The sequence below is a fragment of the Cognatishimia sp. SS12 genome (assembly GCF_028369055.1).
Taxonomy (GTDB): domain Bacteria; phylum Pseudomonadota; class Alphaproteobacteria; order Rhodobacterales; family Rhodobacteraceae; genus Cognatishimia.
This window is the reverse complement of sequence record NZ_JAQNCZ010000004.1, coordinates 195033-211010: the sequence shown is the minus strand read 5'-3', so window position 1 is coordinate 211010 and position 15978 is coordinate 195033. Positions and strand designations below refer to the sequence as shown.

The window sequence follows — 15978 nt, the reverse complement described above, 5'->3', positions numbered from 1 at the left end:
ATTATGAATTCATTAGGATTTTGTGAGGTTCACATGGCGACAGTCAGTATTTTTGGCATTGGGTACGTGGGGGTCGTGGCGGCGGCCTGTCTGGCGAAAGACGGCCATCACGTGATTGCGGTTGATATTGATCCGGCCAAAGTGGCCGCGCTGAATGCCGGGGCCTCGCCCATTGTTGAACCCGGGCTACCGGCGCTGATCGCCGAGGGGATCGACACAGGCCGGTTGCGTGCCACCGAAGATGCCGAGGCGGCGATTGAACAGTCCGATATCTCATTTGTGTGTGTCGGCACCCCGAGTGACGAAAACGGTGCGGTGGGCCTCGCGGCGGTGCGCGATGTCTGTGACACCATCGGGCGGGCGCTTGCCAGCAAGGACCGGTTTCATTCGGTGGTCATCCGCTCCACCATCGTGCCGGGCACCGTGTCTGGGGTTTGCATTCCGGTGTTGGAACAGAGGTCTGGCAAACGGGCGGGGCGCGATTTTGGCGTGGGGTATTACCCAGAGTTCTTGCGCGAAAGCACCGCGATCCGCGATTATTACGACCCCGGTATGATTGTCTACGGTGCGCTTGATGCCCGAACGGCGAGCCAGTTGCAGGCGCTGAACGCGGATTTGCCATGCAGCCACCATCACGTGGAGATCGCGGCGGCAGAAATGGTGAAATACACCTCAAACGCCTGGCGCGCCGTGAAGATCAGTTTTGCCAATGAAATCGGTAATATTGCCAAATCCTGCGGGCTGGACGGCCCCCAGATCATGGATATGCTTTGTTCTGATACCAAGGTGAATATTTCGCGCGCCTTCATGCGGCCCGGCTTTGCCTTTGGCGGCTCCTGCCTGCCCAAAGACCTGCGCGCCCTGTCGCATCTGGCGGCCGGGCACAATGTCAAAACCCCACTTTTGCACGCAGCACTTGAGGCCAACGAGGCGCAGATTGCGCGTGCTGAAACCATGGTGATGGACAGCAAGGCGCAGCATGTCGGTTTTGTCGGCATCAGCTTTAAACCCGGCACGGATGATCTGCGCGAAAGCCCGCTGGCCGAGCTGGCGCAACGGCTGATCAACAAGGGCGTCGGGGTCGAGATTTTTGATCCCTATGTGCAAGAGGCGCTGGATGGCCCACAGACCGCTGGGCGCGGCAGCATGGGCGAGTTGCAGCGGCGTATCGTGCCCAACTTGGCCCCGTTGATTGACCGTTCTGATGCGATTGTGGTGGGCAATTACTACCACGAAACGGTTGCGCTTTTGGGAAAGGCCGCCCGCACCAAGCCGATGATTGATCTGGCGCGGCTGGATCCTGCGCTGACCTCGCAAGGGCAATATGCCGGGATCTGCTGGTAAAGCGTGCTGGGGCATATCGCATATCTCGCCGCCATCGTGCTTTTGGCGGCGCTGGTCCCGGCAGAGCGGCTGGGCGAAGGGCGGCAGGCGCTGATTGTGGTCGGTCTATTAGGCGGCTGGCGCTATTCTTGGGCGCTGACCAATTTTGCCCGCGCGATTTATTTTCGCCGTCATGCCTACCCGCGCCGCAAGGCCGCAGCGGAGGCGGCCTATGCCCTGCGCAAGATTGAGCCAGCGGCGTTTTTCCTGTGTACCTCTTATAAGATCGCGCCTGAGATTTCCGTGCCGGTCTACCAAAGTCTTTTTCGGGCGGCCGCCGCCGCGCGCGGGCAGGCCACGGTTGTGGCGTCGGTGGTCGATGGCGCGGATGCGCGGCTTGTGCGCCGGATCTATGAGGCCATGGCGCTGGATGCGGCGCAGGTGCGCCTGCGGATTGACCAGATCGCGGGCACCGGCAAACGCGATGCTTTGGCCTCGGGCCTTGCGCGTATCGCCGCCTTTAGCCCCGGGGCCCAGGATCTGGTGGTGCTGGTGGATGGTGACAGCTGCGTGCCCGCCGATATCATCCGCCGCAGCGCACCGTTCTTTACCCAGCCCAATCTGGGGGCCTTGACCACGGATGAAGCAGTTGCCATTCGTCAGCCCGGTGCCTTCAAAGATTGGTTCTGCCTGCGGTTTGACCAGCGGCAAGTGATGATGTGCTCAATGGGGCTCAGCAATCGCGTGCTGACGCTGACGGGACGTATGTCGGTCTTTCGCGCTGATCTTGCCACGCATCCCGAATTTATCCGCCTTGTGCAGCATGATGCGATTGATCATTGGCGTTTGGGCCGGGTGGATTTTCTGACCGGGGATGACAAATCGACCTGGTTCTGGCTGATGGCGCAGGGCTATGAACTTGGCTATCTGCCGGATGTGCGCTCTGTCTCGATGGAAACTCAGCCGGGGCCGCGTTTCTTGCCAAGCGCCATCGCCCTGATGCTGCGCTGGTTTGGCAATATGCTGCGCACCAATGCGCGCGCGCTGCGCCTGCCGCCGCGCCGGATCGGCCTGTTTGTCTGGTGGTCGATCTTTGATCAGAACCTGTCAATCTGGACAACATTGGCGGGGCCGATTGCCGCGATCAGCGCGGCGCTGCTTTATGACCCGATTGTGCTGCCGGCCTACCTCGCCTGGATCATGCTGACGCGCTATCTGTTTTGCTGGGCGATCGCTGCCTTTCGAGGGCGCAGCTTTCCGATCAGCTTTCCCTTTCTGCTCTACTTCAGCCAGCTCATGGGCGCGGCGGTCAAAAGCTATGTGTTCTTCCGGCTGGACCGCCAGAAATGGACGCGGCAGCAAACCGAAACCGGCAAGACGGGGCCCGCGGTGCGCCGGTTTGGCTCCGCCTATCTGCATGTGCTGGCGCTGGGCTGGCTGGCGCTTGCGGTGCTGCTGATGACCAGCGCGACGTAACCTGATGTCAGGAGAGATAAGATGACCCAAGCGGATCACACGGCGCAGACCGGCCAGAAAACCCCCCTTTGGGGCGACGAGATCCCAACTGATTTCGCCTTTCAGGATGAACATCCGCAGGTGCGATTGCCCTTTTCGGCGATCATCGACGATCGCAAGGTCGAAGGGCATAGCCTGTCGCTGACCCAGGCGGTGGTGCGCGGCTTGCTGCCCCCGGCGCTTGAGGGGCAGGAGGAGCTGGTCACGCTGCGCTTTGATTTTGACGGCTTTGCCGTGAACCTATTTGCCGAAGCCTTCGTGCACAAAGACGGGGCCGCGGATGATCCACAGGTGCGGCTGGTTTTCTCTGATCCCACGGGCGAACATCTGGCCCCGCTGCGCTATATCCTGAATGGGTCCATCGCGGGTGATGTCGTCTCGGTTGGGCAATTGCTGGGCTTTTCCGGCTCGGCGCGGGTGCCGAGTGCGCGCGCAACACCAACCCAATCCCCCATTTTGCGGTTGCGCAGCCTGTCCCGATTGGCGGCAATCTTCGCGCTGAGCGCGGGTCTGGTCTATGGCGCGGCCTCGATCGTGCATCAGCGCGTTGCCTATCAGTATGAATCACGGCCGGTTGTGGTCTCTGCCGGCGGAACGCTGTTGCGCGCCACAAGTGCGGGGCAAATTTCCTACCTCAATCCCGCCGCCCAAAAAGGCGAGGTGATTTATGCCATCAACGCCAACTCCGGCGCGGTATTGGCCACGCAGATGCCCTGTGATTGCCGCGCGACGCTGCACGCTGGGCTGTTTGATGGCGCAACAGTTCTGACGGGGGAGCCGCTGGTGACACTGGCGCGCGAGGATGCGCGCGTGCGGATCACCGCCGAGGTCAGCGATGCGGGCATCGCGCGCATGATCAAGGGCGATCAGGCCGAAATTGAATTGCTCAGCGGCGATGTGCTGCCAGTCTCGTTGCGTTTTGAAACCGGCACTGGTGGGGCCGCGACCGATGGCTTTGCCAGCGCCGAAGTGATCCTGCCGCCGCCCTTTGCGCAGCGCATAACACCGGGGGAGGTCGCGCGGCTGCGGTTTCGCAATGTCTGGGCCTTTGCGGGGATTTGGGCGCGCCAAAACGTAAATGAGGCGGCGGGCAGCTGACCTGCCGAAAACTCATTAAATTTTAACGAAATCAAGGAAATATCACTTTCACCACCACCCTCAGATTGAAACTGGAGAAGCCATTGAAGGACATTCATCCCATCATCTTATGCGGTGGTTCCGGTTCGCGGTTGTGGCCGGTCTCGCGGGTGCAAAGCCCCAAGCAATTTCATGCCATGAATGGCCCCGGATCGCTGAGCTTTTTTCAAGCCACCGTGCAGCGCCATCGCGCCGCGGGATTTGCGCGGCCGACGGTTGTCACCTCGGTCCAGCACAGCCACACGGTGGCGCGGCAACTCGAGGCGCTGCAATGCGACGCGCGGGTGATCTGCGAGCCGATGACGCGCAATACCGGCCCAGCGGTCTTGGCCGCCGCCATCGAAGTCGCCTCAGAAGACCCCGAAGCGCTGCTGCTGATTGCGCCCTCCGACCATGTGATCGAAGGCGATCTTAACCGCTCTATTCTAGAGATGCGCACCCCAGCCACTGCGGGGCGCATCGTGATGTTCGGCATTCCGCCGCGCTATGCCGAAACAGGCTATGGCTATCTCGTCGATGGCGGATCAGAGCCGGGGCAGGACGGTCTGCGCCGCGTGAAACGCTTTGTGGAGAAACCTCCCAGCGCGGAAGCGCAGAGGTTGATTGACACAGAGCACGCCTTTTGGGCGTCAGGGCTTTCGCTGATGACCGCGTCCACCCTGATCAAGGACATGCGCCGGTATGATGAGGCGACATACCACACGGTCTTTTCCGCGGTGGATCAAGGCGAACGCTCAGGCGCAATGTTGACGCTGCATCCCCCCAGCTTTCGCCGCGCTGCGGATGCGCCCACCGAAAAGCTGATCTTTGAACATTCTGATCGGGTATGCATGGCCGTGCTGGATGTCGGCTGGGATGATGTTGGCTGTTGGACGGCCATGCATGCGGTCAATCGCAGCGATCCGCAGGGCAATGTCCTGCTGGGGGATGTGCTGGCCGTGGAAACCGAAAATGCCTTTGTGCGCGCTGACAAGCGCCTGGTGGCTGTCGTGGGGCTGTCAGACGTGATTGTGGTCGATACGCCAGATGCCATTTTAGTGACGCAGCGCGGCCGGTGCCAGGACGTACGCCGCATTGTGCACGCCCTGAAAGCGGACGAACGCCCAGAGGCAGTGGCTCCGCTGGCCAAGGAATACCACTGGGGGCAGACGACGCGGCTGATGCGCTCCGGGCGGTTTGACATGTCGGTGATCAAGATCAACCCGGGGGCGTCGATCAAGATCGACTCCATGCCCGGACGCCAACTGATTGCCATCGGCGGAAGCCTGCAGGTGTTTGACGGGCAGCAGCGGCGCGATCTGGGAATGGGGGAGCGTTTGGTGATGCCGCCCATCGGGCGCACGAGCCTGACCAACACCCAGAACGACCCGGTGGAGGCTTTGCTGGTGACCGTGGCCTTGCCGATGGAGGATGAGATCGGCCTAGGGGCGGTGCAGAATGCGTAAGATTTTTTGCCAGAAAAACCTTCTTGTCCTGATATTGGCCTGGGGTCTGCGCTTTTGGCCAAGCGCCGTGGGTGCGGATGATCAATTTGCCGTGGCTCAAGCGCAAGATCACGTGTTTCACGCCGCCCTCATCGCGGCGCGGTCGGCCGACATCGGTCCGGCGCAGGCGCTTTTGGATATTGCTGAGCCGCACCCCACGGCGCGGCCGGAGGCGCTTGATTTGCCCGCGGCAAAGGTCAGCCTCACGGATCTGCGGCTGGCCCTTGCACAGCTGACGTTGGTCAGCGGTGCGAATGACCAATTGTTGGTGCTGCGGGCGCAAGCGCAGATCCAGCCGCGCGCGCTGACGATCAGCGGCGGTGCTATTTCGCTCGCAGCGTTGAAACGGGCGGCACAAGATTTGCCACAACCGGGCGGCACCGCGCTATGGGGGCCGCAGGGTCTGAACGTGCCGCTTGTGATCTGGCAGGACGCGGCGTTGCAATTGCGCCCGGGCGACCAGCTGGAGCTCTCGCGCCCACATGGGGCGTTTCTGTTGAATTTCGGGCAGCTCACTGCCGACCGGGCGGTGCTGCACGCAGTGGGGGGAACAAACCCGCGCGCCGCAGGCTTTCGCCCCTTTGTGGCCACGGTCGGTACCGGATCGGCACAGATTTGGGGCAGCGCGTTTGCCGGCCTGGGGTTTGGCCAGACCGCAGCATTTTCCGGGGTTTCTTTTGTGAACGGTGGCGTTTTCAGGCCGCGCCACATCAGCGAAATTATCGGGAGCCGGTTTGCTGACATTGGCGGCATCACTCTGCGCGGCACCACGGGCGCGCAATTGGCGGGGAACCTGATTGTCAAAGCGCGCGGCCCGGCGGTGGATCTGCGCGGAACAGAGGCGAGCCATCTGAGCAACAATGTAATTGTCGATGCCGCCGCGCGCGGCGCAATCCGCGTGACGCGCGAGGCGCGCGGCAGTGTGGTGCGGGGCAATGTGTTGCTGGCCAACAAGGGCGTTGGGATCGAGATTGGCAGCGCCGGGCCGGGGACGGTGGTTGCGGGCAACCTTATCTGGGCGCAGGGGCAGGCCGCCATTGCAGTGACGCTGACCGATTGCCTGCGCGTGACGGGCAACCAATTGTTGGCCAGCGGCGCGAAGGGCATCACGTTGCGCAGCGTGCGGCAGGCGCTGTTGACGGACAATCGCATTGAGCGCAGCCGCTCGGCAGGTCTGGCGATCACCGGGCAGGCTGCGAGCAGCCAGATTGCCCTACACGGCAACAGGTTTCAGGCCAACCGCAGCGGGATAAGCGGTGCCGGCTCGGGCGCGCTGCTGCTTAGTCGCAACGATTTTTCGCAGCAATTGCCGCAGATTGTCGCCGGTGATCTGGCCGGGCAGAGCGCCGCGCTCCTCAGCGATCTATATGGCGTGCGGCCCGTTCATCTGACAACGCCGACCTCTTCTGAGGCGCGACGCCCCACCGCATCATGCGCGCTGTGGCAGGAGGCGATGTAATGGTCTTTTCTTCGGAAAGTTTCCTCTTTCTTTTTCTGCCGGTCTTTATGGCGGTCTATTATGCCACGCCGCAAAGATGGCGGTCCTATCCGATCTTGCTGGGCAGCTATGTTTTTTACGCCTGGTGGCGCATCGATTTTCTGGGGCTGCTGGTGCTGACCACGCTGTTTGCCTATCTGATGGGGCAGCGCGTTGCGGCACACCGGGGCTCGCGACAGGGCCGCATTTACCTCACCATCGGGATCGGCGGCTGCCTGCTAGTGCTGGGGGTCTTTAAATACCTTAATTTCTTTGTCGACAGTTTCGCGGCGCTCTGGGGTACGGATGCCGCCGGGCTTGGCGTGCATTGGCGGCTGATCTTGCCGATTGGCATTTCCTTTTACGTCTTTCAGGCCATGAGCTATCTGATTGATGTGCATCGTGGCGATGCCCGCGCCAACGCGCGTCTCATTGATTTTGCTGCCTTTATCGCGCTGTTCCCGCAGCTGATCGCCGGGCCGATCCTGCGCTACAAGGATCTGGAACATCAGTTTGAACATCGCCGTCACAGCGCCGAACTGTTCTGTGATGGCATGGCGCGGTTTCTCGTGGGTCTCGCCAAAAAGGTCATTCTGGCTGATGCCATTGCCCCTTTGGTGGATCTGACCTTCGGCGCTTCGGATCCGGGCTTTGTTGTCGCATGGGTCGGGGCGCTGGCGTATATGTTGCAGCTTTATTTCGATTTTTCCGGCTATAGCGACATGGCAATTGGCCTTGGCAAGATGATGGGGTTCCGCTTTGGCGAGAATTTCCGCTTTCCCTATGTCAGCCGCTCGATCACCGAATTCTGGCGGCGCTGGCATATTTCGCTTTCAAGCTGGCTGCGCGATTACCTTTACGTGTCGCTTGGCGGCAACCGCAAAGGCGCGGCGCGCACCTATGTGAACCTGCTGATCGTGATGCTGTTGGGCGGGCTGTGGCATGGGGCCAACTGGACCTTTGTGATCTGGGGTCTTTGGCACGGCGGGTTGCTCGCGCTTGAGCGTGTCACCGGCTGGCATCAGCGCGCCGCGAGCTATTGGCTGGCGCTGCCGCTAACATTGATGCTGGTGCTGCTGGGCTGGGTCATGTTCCGCGCCGAGGCGGTCAGCGACAGTCTGGCGATCTACGCGGGTATGTTGGGGCTGAATGGATTCATCAATGATCCTTTGCTTTTTGGGGCGATGAGCCGCGAAAGCATTGCGCTCGCAGGGCTTGCGGCCTTGGTCGCGGCGGCAGAGCCCAAGCTGTGGCTGATTTTTTCAAATGCTGAAAACAAGGGGCCCAGCGGCGCGGTTGTTTCAACGCGCTTTCCAGCGGCCTCTGCGCCCCGGGCACATGCCAGCGCTGCGCTCGCGCATCAAAACGATGGCTGGACGGTGACGCTGGCGACGCTTGTTCTGGGTGCATACGCCGTCTTCCGCCTGACAGAGCAAAGCTTTTCACCCTTTCTCTATTTCCAGTTCTAAGGGGGCATCATGCGGTCGTTCTCTCCTAAATTGTTGTTGCCGATATGTTTCTTTGGCTATGCGGTCTTGGCCAATCTGGCGCTGTGGCACAATGGCGGCTGGCCCGGGCGCGCCGGGGCGCTGACCGACGGCGGGGCAAGTCAGCAGATCGACCGGCTTTATGGCGATGAAATGCCCCATCGCACCGTGGCTGTCGCAATGGTCGGCGCGTTGCGCTACCTGCTGTTTCACGAAGGGCGCAATGGTGTCGTGCCCGGCCATCACGGCTGGCTCTTTACGGATGAAGAGTTTCGGCAGATCCCGGATCGCGCCATCCAGCGCACGGCGGATCATATTGCCAGGGTGCAGGGCCGGCTGGCCGCCCACGGCAGCCAACTGGTGATGATGCCACTGCCGGCCAAGCTCGACATGGTGCGCCGGTTTTCACACCATCACGCCGCGGCATCCTTACAAGAACGTGCCTACACGACGTTTGTCCGCGCGATGGCGCAGCGCGGGATCAAGGTGCTGGATACACGAGCCGCCTTGGATCGCGATTTTCCTGCGTTTTTTGCCACAGACACGCATTGGACCACCGAGGGCACAATTGCTGTGGCGCAGGCGCTGCGCCACAGCGGGATGGTTGCCATCGGCGCGGATCGTTACGCGGTGCGCCCTGTGCCGCGCCAGACCTTTACCGGGGATCTTGTGAAATTCGTCACCACCCCAGAGGTGGCCCCGCATATCGGCCTTCTGCCCGAAGATATCGCCCCATTTGAGGCGGTGTCGCTGACCGGGGACTCATCCGGTGTGCGCAATCTCTTTGACGCGCCGCCGCCGGCACCTGTCGCGCTGGTTGGCACCAGCTATTCGGCCAATGCCAGCTGGAGTTTTCTTCCTGCTTTGCAGCTCGCGCTGCGTCAGGATGTCGTGAGCTATGCCGAAGAGGGGCAAGGGCCCATCGCGCCGATGCAAAACTTTCTTTCCGTCACTGAAGGGGCGGGCGGCACTTGGCCGCAATATGTGCTTTGGGAATTTCCGGTGCGCTATCTTGGCGATGAGGCATTGCTAAATGCGCTGCCCGCGCCGGCCCCAGATCAATTGGCTGAGGTGCAGTGATGCGTGCGTTGATCCTCCTTCTGACCCTGAGCGCACCAGATCCTGGCAGCGCCCAAGAGCTGACCCCACTGGGGGGCATCGCGCTGGGCAGTATGCCTGGCGCGGCGACGGTCCAGTTGGCCCCGCGGCGCGTTGCAAGCCGCGATTTGCCTGATGCCGGGCTGCGCAGGGCGCGCAGAAACCTGGTGCGGGGTCATCATGTCTCCAATCGCGATCTGCGTGCCCTCGCCGATTTGGGGGAGGGCAATGCGGCCTATCATTTTGCCCAAAGGCTGCGTGCCCAGGATCAGGCCGCAGCCGAGCAGGCGCATTATTTCGGAATATCGCTGGCAACCGGGCGTGACTTCGCCATGGGGCCCTTCCTTGCGGCAGTGGCGCAGCTGCCGCCTGGCACCCCCGCAGCCCGCCTGCGCGAGCTGCGCAAAATCCTGTTGGCCTATGTTGCGGCGGGCGATATGCGCGCAGTCACGGCCGCGCTTTCATTGGCCGAAGCGGGGCGACCCTTTGCCGGGCTTTTGCCCGATCTTCGGGAGATCGCGACAGGCGATGCCCCCGGCAGCGGCCCCCTTGCGCTGCATTTCGCAATTCGCTCGCTGCACACTGGGGAGGACGCATCGGCGCGCGACAGGCGCGACGCGGCGCGATGGCTGGCGCATGCCAGCACCAGCGCGATGCTTCCCGTGCGGCTGACCGCGCAAAACCTGCTGGTGCAGCTGGCATCGACCACATTCAAGGAGCCGAGACCATGACGCGGATTTGGCATTGGATCGCATGTATCGCCGCCATGGGTGCGGGCCCAGCCATGGCCTCACAATATGGCTGCACCGGCCTTGAAGAGGCGCGCGATTTGCCCGCCCTTGAGGGGCACGCAGGCGTGATCTACCGGATCAATGCCGATCTGCGCATGTATCACCCGTTTTCCGATCAGGTCGTTGACCAAATGGGGGCGCTGTCGCGGGCGCTCAGCGCGCAAGGCACCACATTGCTCTATGTGCCGGTGCCGACCAAAAGCGTGGCGATGCCGCAGTATTTGCCGGAACGGGCGGGGCTTTATGGCTTTGATCTAAATGTGGCCACCGAAGTGCACACAGATATCTTGCGCCGCCTTGCTGAGGCGGGGGTGCTGGCGGTGGATATCCGCGACGCGATGCGGCAGGTGCCTGCGGACGAATTGGCCTTCTTCAAAAGCGATTTTCACTGGACAACCGCCGGGGCCCGCGCCGCCGCACAGGCAATCGCGCAGCAGTTGCGCGCGACGCCCGGCTATGCGGATGCCAAGAAAACCCAGCATGAAACCTTGCCTGCAGGAAATGAGATTGCGTTTTCCGGCATGCGCCGCATTCTGCAAAAACGCTGCCGGGCCAGCTTGCCGCAACCACAAACCCCCACCTTTGTGACCCGCGCCAAGGCCGCAGCGTTGACCGCAGAGGGGCCGCTCGATCTATTTGGCAGCGCCAGCAGCGGGCCTGAGGTGGCGTTGCTGGGCACATCGTTTTCGGATTCTCCGATCAACAATTTTCCGGGATTTCTGGGGCAATATTCTGATCTGGAGGTGGTGAATTACGCAATCACCGGGGGCAATCAATTCGGTGCCATGCTGTCCTATCTGACCTCTGAGGAGTTTCAGCAAAACAGGCCGCGCTATCTGATTTGGGAAAACCCCATTTACAACAATCTGGCGCAATTCGGTGATCAGCCGATGCGTGCGCTTATTGCTGCGGCGGGGCAAAATTGTCAGCTGCCCTTGCCGGTGAGGCGCGGCGCAACCCCGCGCGAAATCAGCGTTGATTTGCGCCAGATTGCACTGGACCCGGCGCAGACGCTGTTTCTGGATAGCGATGGGGCACCGGCGCTGGGGGTGACATACCGCTTTGCGCTGGCCAGCGGGCGCATGCGGGAAAAACGCATATCGCGCAGTGCCCGGCTGCGTCGCACGGGCCGGTTTTACATGCCGCTGACCGGGCTTTGGCCTGCGGGCGCGGATCACGTGACCATTGCGCTGGATGCGGATTTCGGCCCCGCGCCGCGCGCCTTTCTTTGCACGGATGTACACGGAGGATAATGATGCAGACATCTGCCATGTTTTGCGCCTGTTTGGCGACCCTGGGTCTATTGACAACCGCCGCCCTCGGCGGTGACGACCGGTTATATGAAGGGGTGTTTGCCCCCAACACAAGTTTCATTCGCGTTGTTGCCCCCGGCGCGCAGTTTGCGGCGGTCGATGGGCACAGGCTGCCCACCGAAGATCTTGTGATCTCAGCCTATGTCAACGTTGCGCCAGGCGAGGTTGCGGTTGATCTCGCCGCGACAGCCGTGCCGGTGCCGGTGGCGGCCAATCTGCACTATACGGTCTTGGTGCATGACAGCGGTGCCCATGCGGTGATCACCGATGATTTGCAGGCCAGCCCTGCAAAGGCCGATGTCACGTTCTACAACCTCAGCGATCAGGCCGGCGTGACACTTTTTGCGCCAGCCGCATCAGCGGCGGTTTTTGAAGATGTCGCGCCACAGACTGGGGCGGCCATGGCACTGCGCGCGCCGTTGACCCTCACCTTTGAGGCGCGCGCCGCCGGGGTGACGCTGGCCGCCGCTGAGGCGGTTGCGCTGCGCCGCAAAGAGGGTGTCAGCCTTGTGCTGACCGGGGCAGCCGGGGTCTATGAACTCAGCGCATCGCCGCATCGGTACCAAAAATGAAGATGCGCCTGAAGCAGATTGGCAGATGGGCGCGCGGCGCGCTGCTGGTGGGCTGGCTTAGTCCGGCCGCGCTTTGGGCAGAGCCGTTGCCATTGGCGTTTCACCCGCCTGAGATTGCCGCCGCCCCGGTTTGCGTTGCGCGCCGGAGCGATGCAGAAACCCTGGCCTTTTGGTCTGCGTGGGATGGGAAAAGCGCGCCAGAGATGTCCGCAGCGCTGATCCGCCGCGACATCAAGCGGCTGCAATATCTGGATGCGCGAAAATGGATCGGCACCATTGAACAGATGATTGATTTGCTGGAACGGCGCGCTGCGCATTATGGCGGCAAAAATGCGCTGCTGACCCGGATCGAGGCACTGCAGGCCGCCGGACAGATCCAGCGTATCCGTTCTGAACGGCTTGTGCAGGCCCTGGCGGAGGGGGCGGATCAAGCCTCGCCACGCATTCAAAATGCGCTGTCTCGTTTTTACCGCGCGGGCATCGGCGTTGCGCCGGATGCGGCCCGCGCAGATGAATTGCTGTTTGCGGCGGGCTATGGCGGCAATGCAGATGCCTTGTTGGCGCTGAGCAAACGCAGCCTTGATGGGGCACCCGTCGCGGGGTGGGATGTGGCGGAATCCCTTGCCATCACCATGGCGTTTGGCGCGCTGGTGGGGGAGCTCAACGATACGATCTGCGATCGCACCTCTCGGATTGCGCGCGAATATCACAATGGGGAAATCGTGCAGAAAGATGCGGGCCTTGCATTGGCGTGGTTTCGGTTTGGGGCCGACCTGGGGGATGTGAATGCCGCCTGGAAAGTGGCCGAATATCACCTGCGCGCTGAAGACGTGCCCAAAGACAACGCGGTTCTTATGACCTATCTGACGCAAGCAGCGGAGGGCGGATTGCCCTTTGCGCAAGTCGAGCTGGGTCGTCTTTATGAGGCGGGCGCGCTCTTGCCGCAAAACCTGCCGCGGGCACTGACGCTTTACCGGGCCGCCGCCGACACTGGCAGTCGCGCAGGGCTGACGCGGCTGGCGCTGTTTTTGGAAGAACATGCAGCGGATTTCCCGCAGCATCAAGCAGAGCGCGGCGCGACGCTGGCACAGCTCGCCGCGCGCGCGGATGCACCGGGCTGGGTGTTCACACGGCTGGCGCAGGATGCAGAACGCAAAGCCGGCCGCTGGGCGGCGCGGCCAGAGGTGCTGGCGCTGCTGAAAAAAGCCAGCGTGCGCGACGATCTGGACGGCAGCAACCGCTATGCGCTGGCCTTGCTGGCAGATGGGCCATCGCCGGCTGAATTTGATCAGGCGACAAGCCTCTTGGGGCGATTGGTGTCGGTGCAGGGCGGGGTCACGCCAAGCAAACAGCTATTTGCCGCTTATATGTGTCAGGCCCCAGACGGTCCGCACATCGCTGAGGCACGCCATTGGGAAGCGATGGAGGTCGCCACTGGCACCGCCAACGTCAATCTAGACGCTCATGCATTGGCAGATTTGCACCGGCTGCCCCAGGCCGTCACCCTGGCCAAGTTGCAATCGCAGGCGCTTTACGGGCGGCCGACGTCTTTGGCCAGCTGGTTGCAGTATCTGGCCGTGGTTGGCGCAGCAGATGCGCAACAGGCGTTCTGGGCCTCGCGCGCAGAGGAGTATGAGCTGGTGGTTGAGGCGCGTCACAAGGCCACGATTCGCGCCGCAGAGGCAGATCTGAAAGCGCCGGTTCTGGCGCTATTGGCCCAGCAGAGCGCGGCAGGTGCCGCCGCAGCCGCCCCGCAATTGCCGGTGATCTGGCCAATGCTCACGCTGGCGGAGCAGACGGCAGCGCTGGAGAGTCTGGAGGTCATGGCAGCGCAGGGCAATGGTGCCAGCATGCGCGCTATCGCCGCCATCAGCAGGCAGCCCGCTGCAGAGATTTACGCCCGCTATGCCGAGGCGATCGCCCGATCCGGGGACAGCGCCGCGCATATTTTTGCATTGCCGCATGTGTCAAAGGCCCTGCGCGGCCAATATTTTGCGCGCGCCATTGGCCTGATGAGCTGTGATTACAAAACGGCGCGCGCGCTTGCCGATGTGGCGGCGGAGCTTGGCGAAGCCACGCGCGCCCGCAAATGGCTGCGTATCGCGGCAGAACTGACCGAAGATAACCTCTGGGCAGAGATTGACCTTGCAAATGCCAAGCTGCGCATTTTGGGACCTGATGCCTTGCCCGAGGCGCTTGCCGTGATCGAAGCAGCGAGCGCGGCAGGGGATACATCGGCGCGCATCCGCCTGTTTGAACTTCTGCTCCTGCCGGAAGCGGCAAGTTTTGATATGAAACGCGCAGTGGTGCTGCTGAGAGAGGCGCAATCTGATCCCGGTTTGCTGAGCGCGCTTTTGGGGCGTTTTCGGCGCGCGGACCAAAGCGTACAGCGCGCCCTGGCAGAGGAATTGGACGTGCCCGCAATCTTTCGCGTGGCCGCCGAGGCAGGAGATATCTACGCGATGCGCGGCTATGGGCAGATGCTACGCGATCAGGCAGAGACACCGTCAGATCTTGCGGTGGCGATGGGGTGGTTGCAGCGCGCGGCCGAAGGCGGGGATGTGACCGCCATGAGCGAGTATGGCCAGGCGCTGGCGCTGGGGCTGGGCGTGCCTGCGCAGCCGGATGCGGCGCTCAAATGGTTGGCGCGCGCGGCAGAGCACGGTCAGACCGAGGCGGCTGAAATCATGCGGCTTGTCGCCGTCTCGCAGCAGGTGACGCCGTGAGGCGCGTTTTCGGCCAGTGTTTTGCCCTCTGTCTGAGCCTGTGTCTGGCGACGCTCTTGGGGCCGACGCCCGGGCATGCGCAGAATGCGGTTTGCGCGGAGGCGCCGCCACCCGTGGTGCGCCTTGCCCATGGCAGCCGCTATCAGGCGGCGGACAAAAGCCGCTCGGTTCTGGATGCGGCCTCCAATGCAGAGGTGAACCGCGCGCTGGCCCCGGTAGAGGAGTTCCTGCGCGCGCTGGCGCGTGAGAGCAACGCAGCCCTGCGCGCAGGCACCGACCCGGCGAAGCGACGTGCACAGGCCAGTTGCGTGCTGCGCCGTATGGCCAGCTGGGCAGAGGGCAATGCGCTGTCAGATCTAGAGACGATGGGCGCGCAATTTGCTGTGGGCTCACGTCTGGCGGCTTTTGGCATGATCTATCTGCAGCTGCGCCCCTACGCAGCGGAGGCCGAAGACGAACAACTGATTGCAAATTGGCTGTTGCAGCGCGCGCGCGCGCAGGCCCGGTTTTGGGAGCAAGAGGCCCCGCCGGGCGCAGCGCGCGGCAATCTGCGTGCCTGGGCCACATTGGGGATCACCCTGGCTGCCATCGCCAATCAGGATCGCGAATTGCTGGATGACGCCGCCGCCGCCGCCGCACGGCTGCAATGTGAGGCTGCCGCTGATGGAAGCCTGCCGCAAGAAATGAAACGCGGCAAATATGCGTTGCATTACCAGCTGCACGCCGTGGCACCGATGGTGACAACAACGCTGTTGCTTGAACAGCAGGGAAATTCCATTCGCGGCGTCTGTAATAATGCGCTGCAGCGGATTGCGCGCTTTGCCTTTGACGATCTTGAGACTGGGGCCCGCAGCGCGGCGCATGCGGGGGTAAAACAAAGTTATTTTGACGGCACCGAGACGCTGCACAAATACGAGTTGGCCTGGATCGAGCCCTATCTGATCCTGCATTATGACGCCGAGATGGACCGGTTTGCCTCCGATTTGCGTCCTTTCAGCCACTCCAAGCTCGGCGGCAATCAGGATCTGGTCTGGGGGCGCAGTTTCTGACCAGCT

The 15978-nt window shown here is 62.3% G+C and carries 12 protein-coding genes; all 12 read left to right on the top strand.

Translation table 11 applies throughout. The annotated features are described in order from the left end of the window. The first annotated feature begins 33 nt into the window (after positions 1-33). The 12 genes from N6L24_RS10470 (at position 34) to N6L24_RS10415 (ending at position 15972) form a co-directional block, all read left to right on the top strand. Positions 34-1344, top strand: a complete 1311-nt coding sequence (locus N6L24_RS10470) for a nucleotide sugar dehydrogenase (RefSeq protein ID WP_271844628.1) — start codon at positions 34-36, stop codon at positions 1342-1344. Between the two features lie 3 nt (positions 1345-1347). Beyond that, positions 1348-2799, top strand: coding sequence for a glycosyltransferase (locus N6L24_RS10465; RefSeq protein ID WP_271844627.1), 1452 nt, complete (start codon positions 1348-1350; stop codon positions 2797-2799). A 21-nt stretch (positions 2800-2820) separates the two neighbouring features. Beyond that, the gene (locus N6L24_RS10460) at positions 2821-3936 is read left to right on the top strand and encodes a hypothetical protein (protein WP_271844626.1); all 1116 of its coding nucleotides are present in this window, start codon (positions 2821-2823) and stop codon (positions 3934-3936) included. Between the two features lie 83 nt (positions 3937-4019). After that, positions 4020-5420, top strand: coding sequence for a mannose-1-phosphate guanylyltransferase (locus tag N6L24_RS10455; protein ID WP_271844625.1), 1401 nt, complete (start codon positions 4020-4022; stop codon positions 5418-5420). Beyond that, positions 5413-6918 carry a right-handed parallel beta-helix repeat-containing protein gene (locus tag N6L24_RS10450; protein WP_271844624.1) on the top strand — a complete coding sequence of 502 codons (1506 nt, stop codon included), beginning with the start codon at positions 5413-5415 and terminating at the stop codon, positions 6916-6918. The genes N6L24_RS10455 and N6L24_RS10450 overlap by 8 nt, the downstream gene beginning before the upstream one ends. Next, positions 6918-8405, top strand: coding sequence for an MBOAT family O-acyltransferase (locus tag N6L24_RS10445; protein ID WP_271844623.1), 1488 nt, complete (start codon positions 6918-6920; stop codon positions 8403-8405). Before N6L24_RS10450 ends, N6L24_RS10445 begins: the two co-directional genes overlap by 1 nt. Before the next feature lie 9 nt (positions 8406-8414). Further along, complete coding sequence (locus N6L24_RS10440; protein ID WP_271844622.1) at positions 8415-9503, top strand: alginate O-acetyltransferase AlgX-related protein; 1089 nt, start codon at positions 8415-8417, stop codon at positions 9501-9503. Further along, on the top strand, positions 9503-10252 hold the full coding sequence (locus N6L24_RS10435) for a hypothetical protein (protein ID WP_271844621.1): 750 nt from the start codon (positions 9503-9505) through the stop codon (positions 10250-10252). The genes N6L24_RS10440 and N6L24_RS10435 overlap by 1 nt, the downstream gene beginning before the upstream one ends. After that, positions 10249-11565, top strand: coding sequence for an alginate O-acetyltransferase AlgX-related protein (locus N6L24_RS10430; RefSeq protein ID WP_271844620.1), 1317 nt, complete (start codon positions 10249-10251; stop codon positions 11563-11565). The genes N6L24_RS10435 and N6L24_RS10430 overlap by 4 nt, the downstream gene beginning before the upstream one ends. Continuing rightward, positions 11565-12197, top strand: coding sequence for an alginate O-acetyltransferase AlgF (locus N6L24_RS10425; protein ID WP_271844619.1), 633 nt, complete (start codon positions 11565-11567; stop codon positions 12195-12197). The genes N6L24_RS10430 and N6L24_RS10425 overlap by 1 nt, the downstream gene beginning before the upstream one ends. After that, positions 12194-14923, top strand: coding sequence for a tetratricopeptide repeat protein (locus N6L24_RS10420; RefSeq protein WP_271844618.1), 2730 nt, complete (start codon positions 12194-12196; stop codon positions 14921-14923). The genes N6L24_RS10425 and N6L24_RS10420 overlap by 4 nt, the downstream gene beginning before the upstream one ends. Further along, entirely contained in the window at positions 14920-15972 is a 1053-nt protein-coding gene (locus N6L24_RS10415) for an alginate lyase family protein (protein WP_271844617.1), read from the top strand. The genes N6L24_RS10420 and N6L24_RS10415 overlap by 4 nt, the downstream gene beginning before the upstream one ends. Positions 15973-15978: the final 6 nt, after the last annotated feature.

What these genes read in the sequence shown, in the direction of transcription:
- N6L24_RS10460 (WP_271844626.1), top strand. Translation starts at nt 2,821, where the DNA reads ATGACCCAAGCGGATCACACGGCGCAGACCGGCCAGAAAACCCCCCTT.
- N6L24_RS10445 (WP_271844623.1), top strand. Translation starts at nt 6,918, where the DNA reads ATGGTCTTTTCTTCGGAAAGTTTCCTCTTTCTTTTTCTGCCGGTCTTT.
- N6L24_RS10435 (WP_271844621.1), top strand. Translation starts at nt 9,503, where the DNA reads ATGCGTGCGTTGATCCTCCTTCTGACCCTGAGCGCACCAGATCCTGGC.
- N6L24_RS10450 (WP_271844624.1), top strand. Translation starts at nt 5,413, where the DNA reads ATGCGTAAGATTTTTTGCCAGAAAAACCTTCTTGTCCTGATATTGGCC.
- N6L24_RS10470 (WP_271844628.1), top strand. Translation starts at nt 34, where the DNA reads ATGGCGACAGTCAGTATTTTTGGCATTGGGTACGTGGGGGTCGTGGCG.
- N6L24_RS10420 (WP_271844618.1), top strand. Translation starts at nt 12,194, where the DNA reads ATGAAGATGCGCCTGAAGCAGATTGGCAGATGGGCGCGCGGCGCGCTG.
- N6L24_RS10440 (WP_271844622.1), top strand. Translation starts at nt 8,415, where the DNA reads ATGCGGTCGTTCTCTCCTAAATTGTTGTTGCCGATATGTTTCTTTGGC.
- N6L24_RS10425 (WP_271844619.1), top strand. Translation starts at nt 11,565, where the DNA reads ATGATGCAGACATCTGCCATGTTTTGCGCCTGTTTGGCGACCCTGGGT.
- N6L24_RS10430 (WP_271844620.1), top strand. Translation starts at nt 10,249, where the DNA reads ATGACGCGGATTTGGCATTGGATCGCATGTATCGCCGCCATGGGTGCG.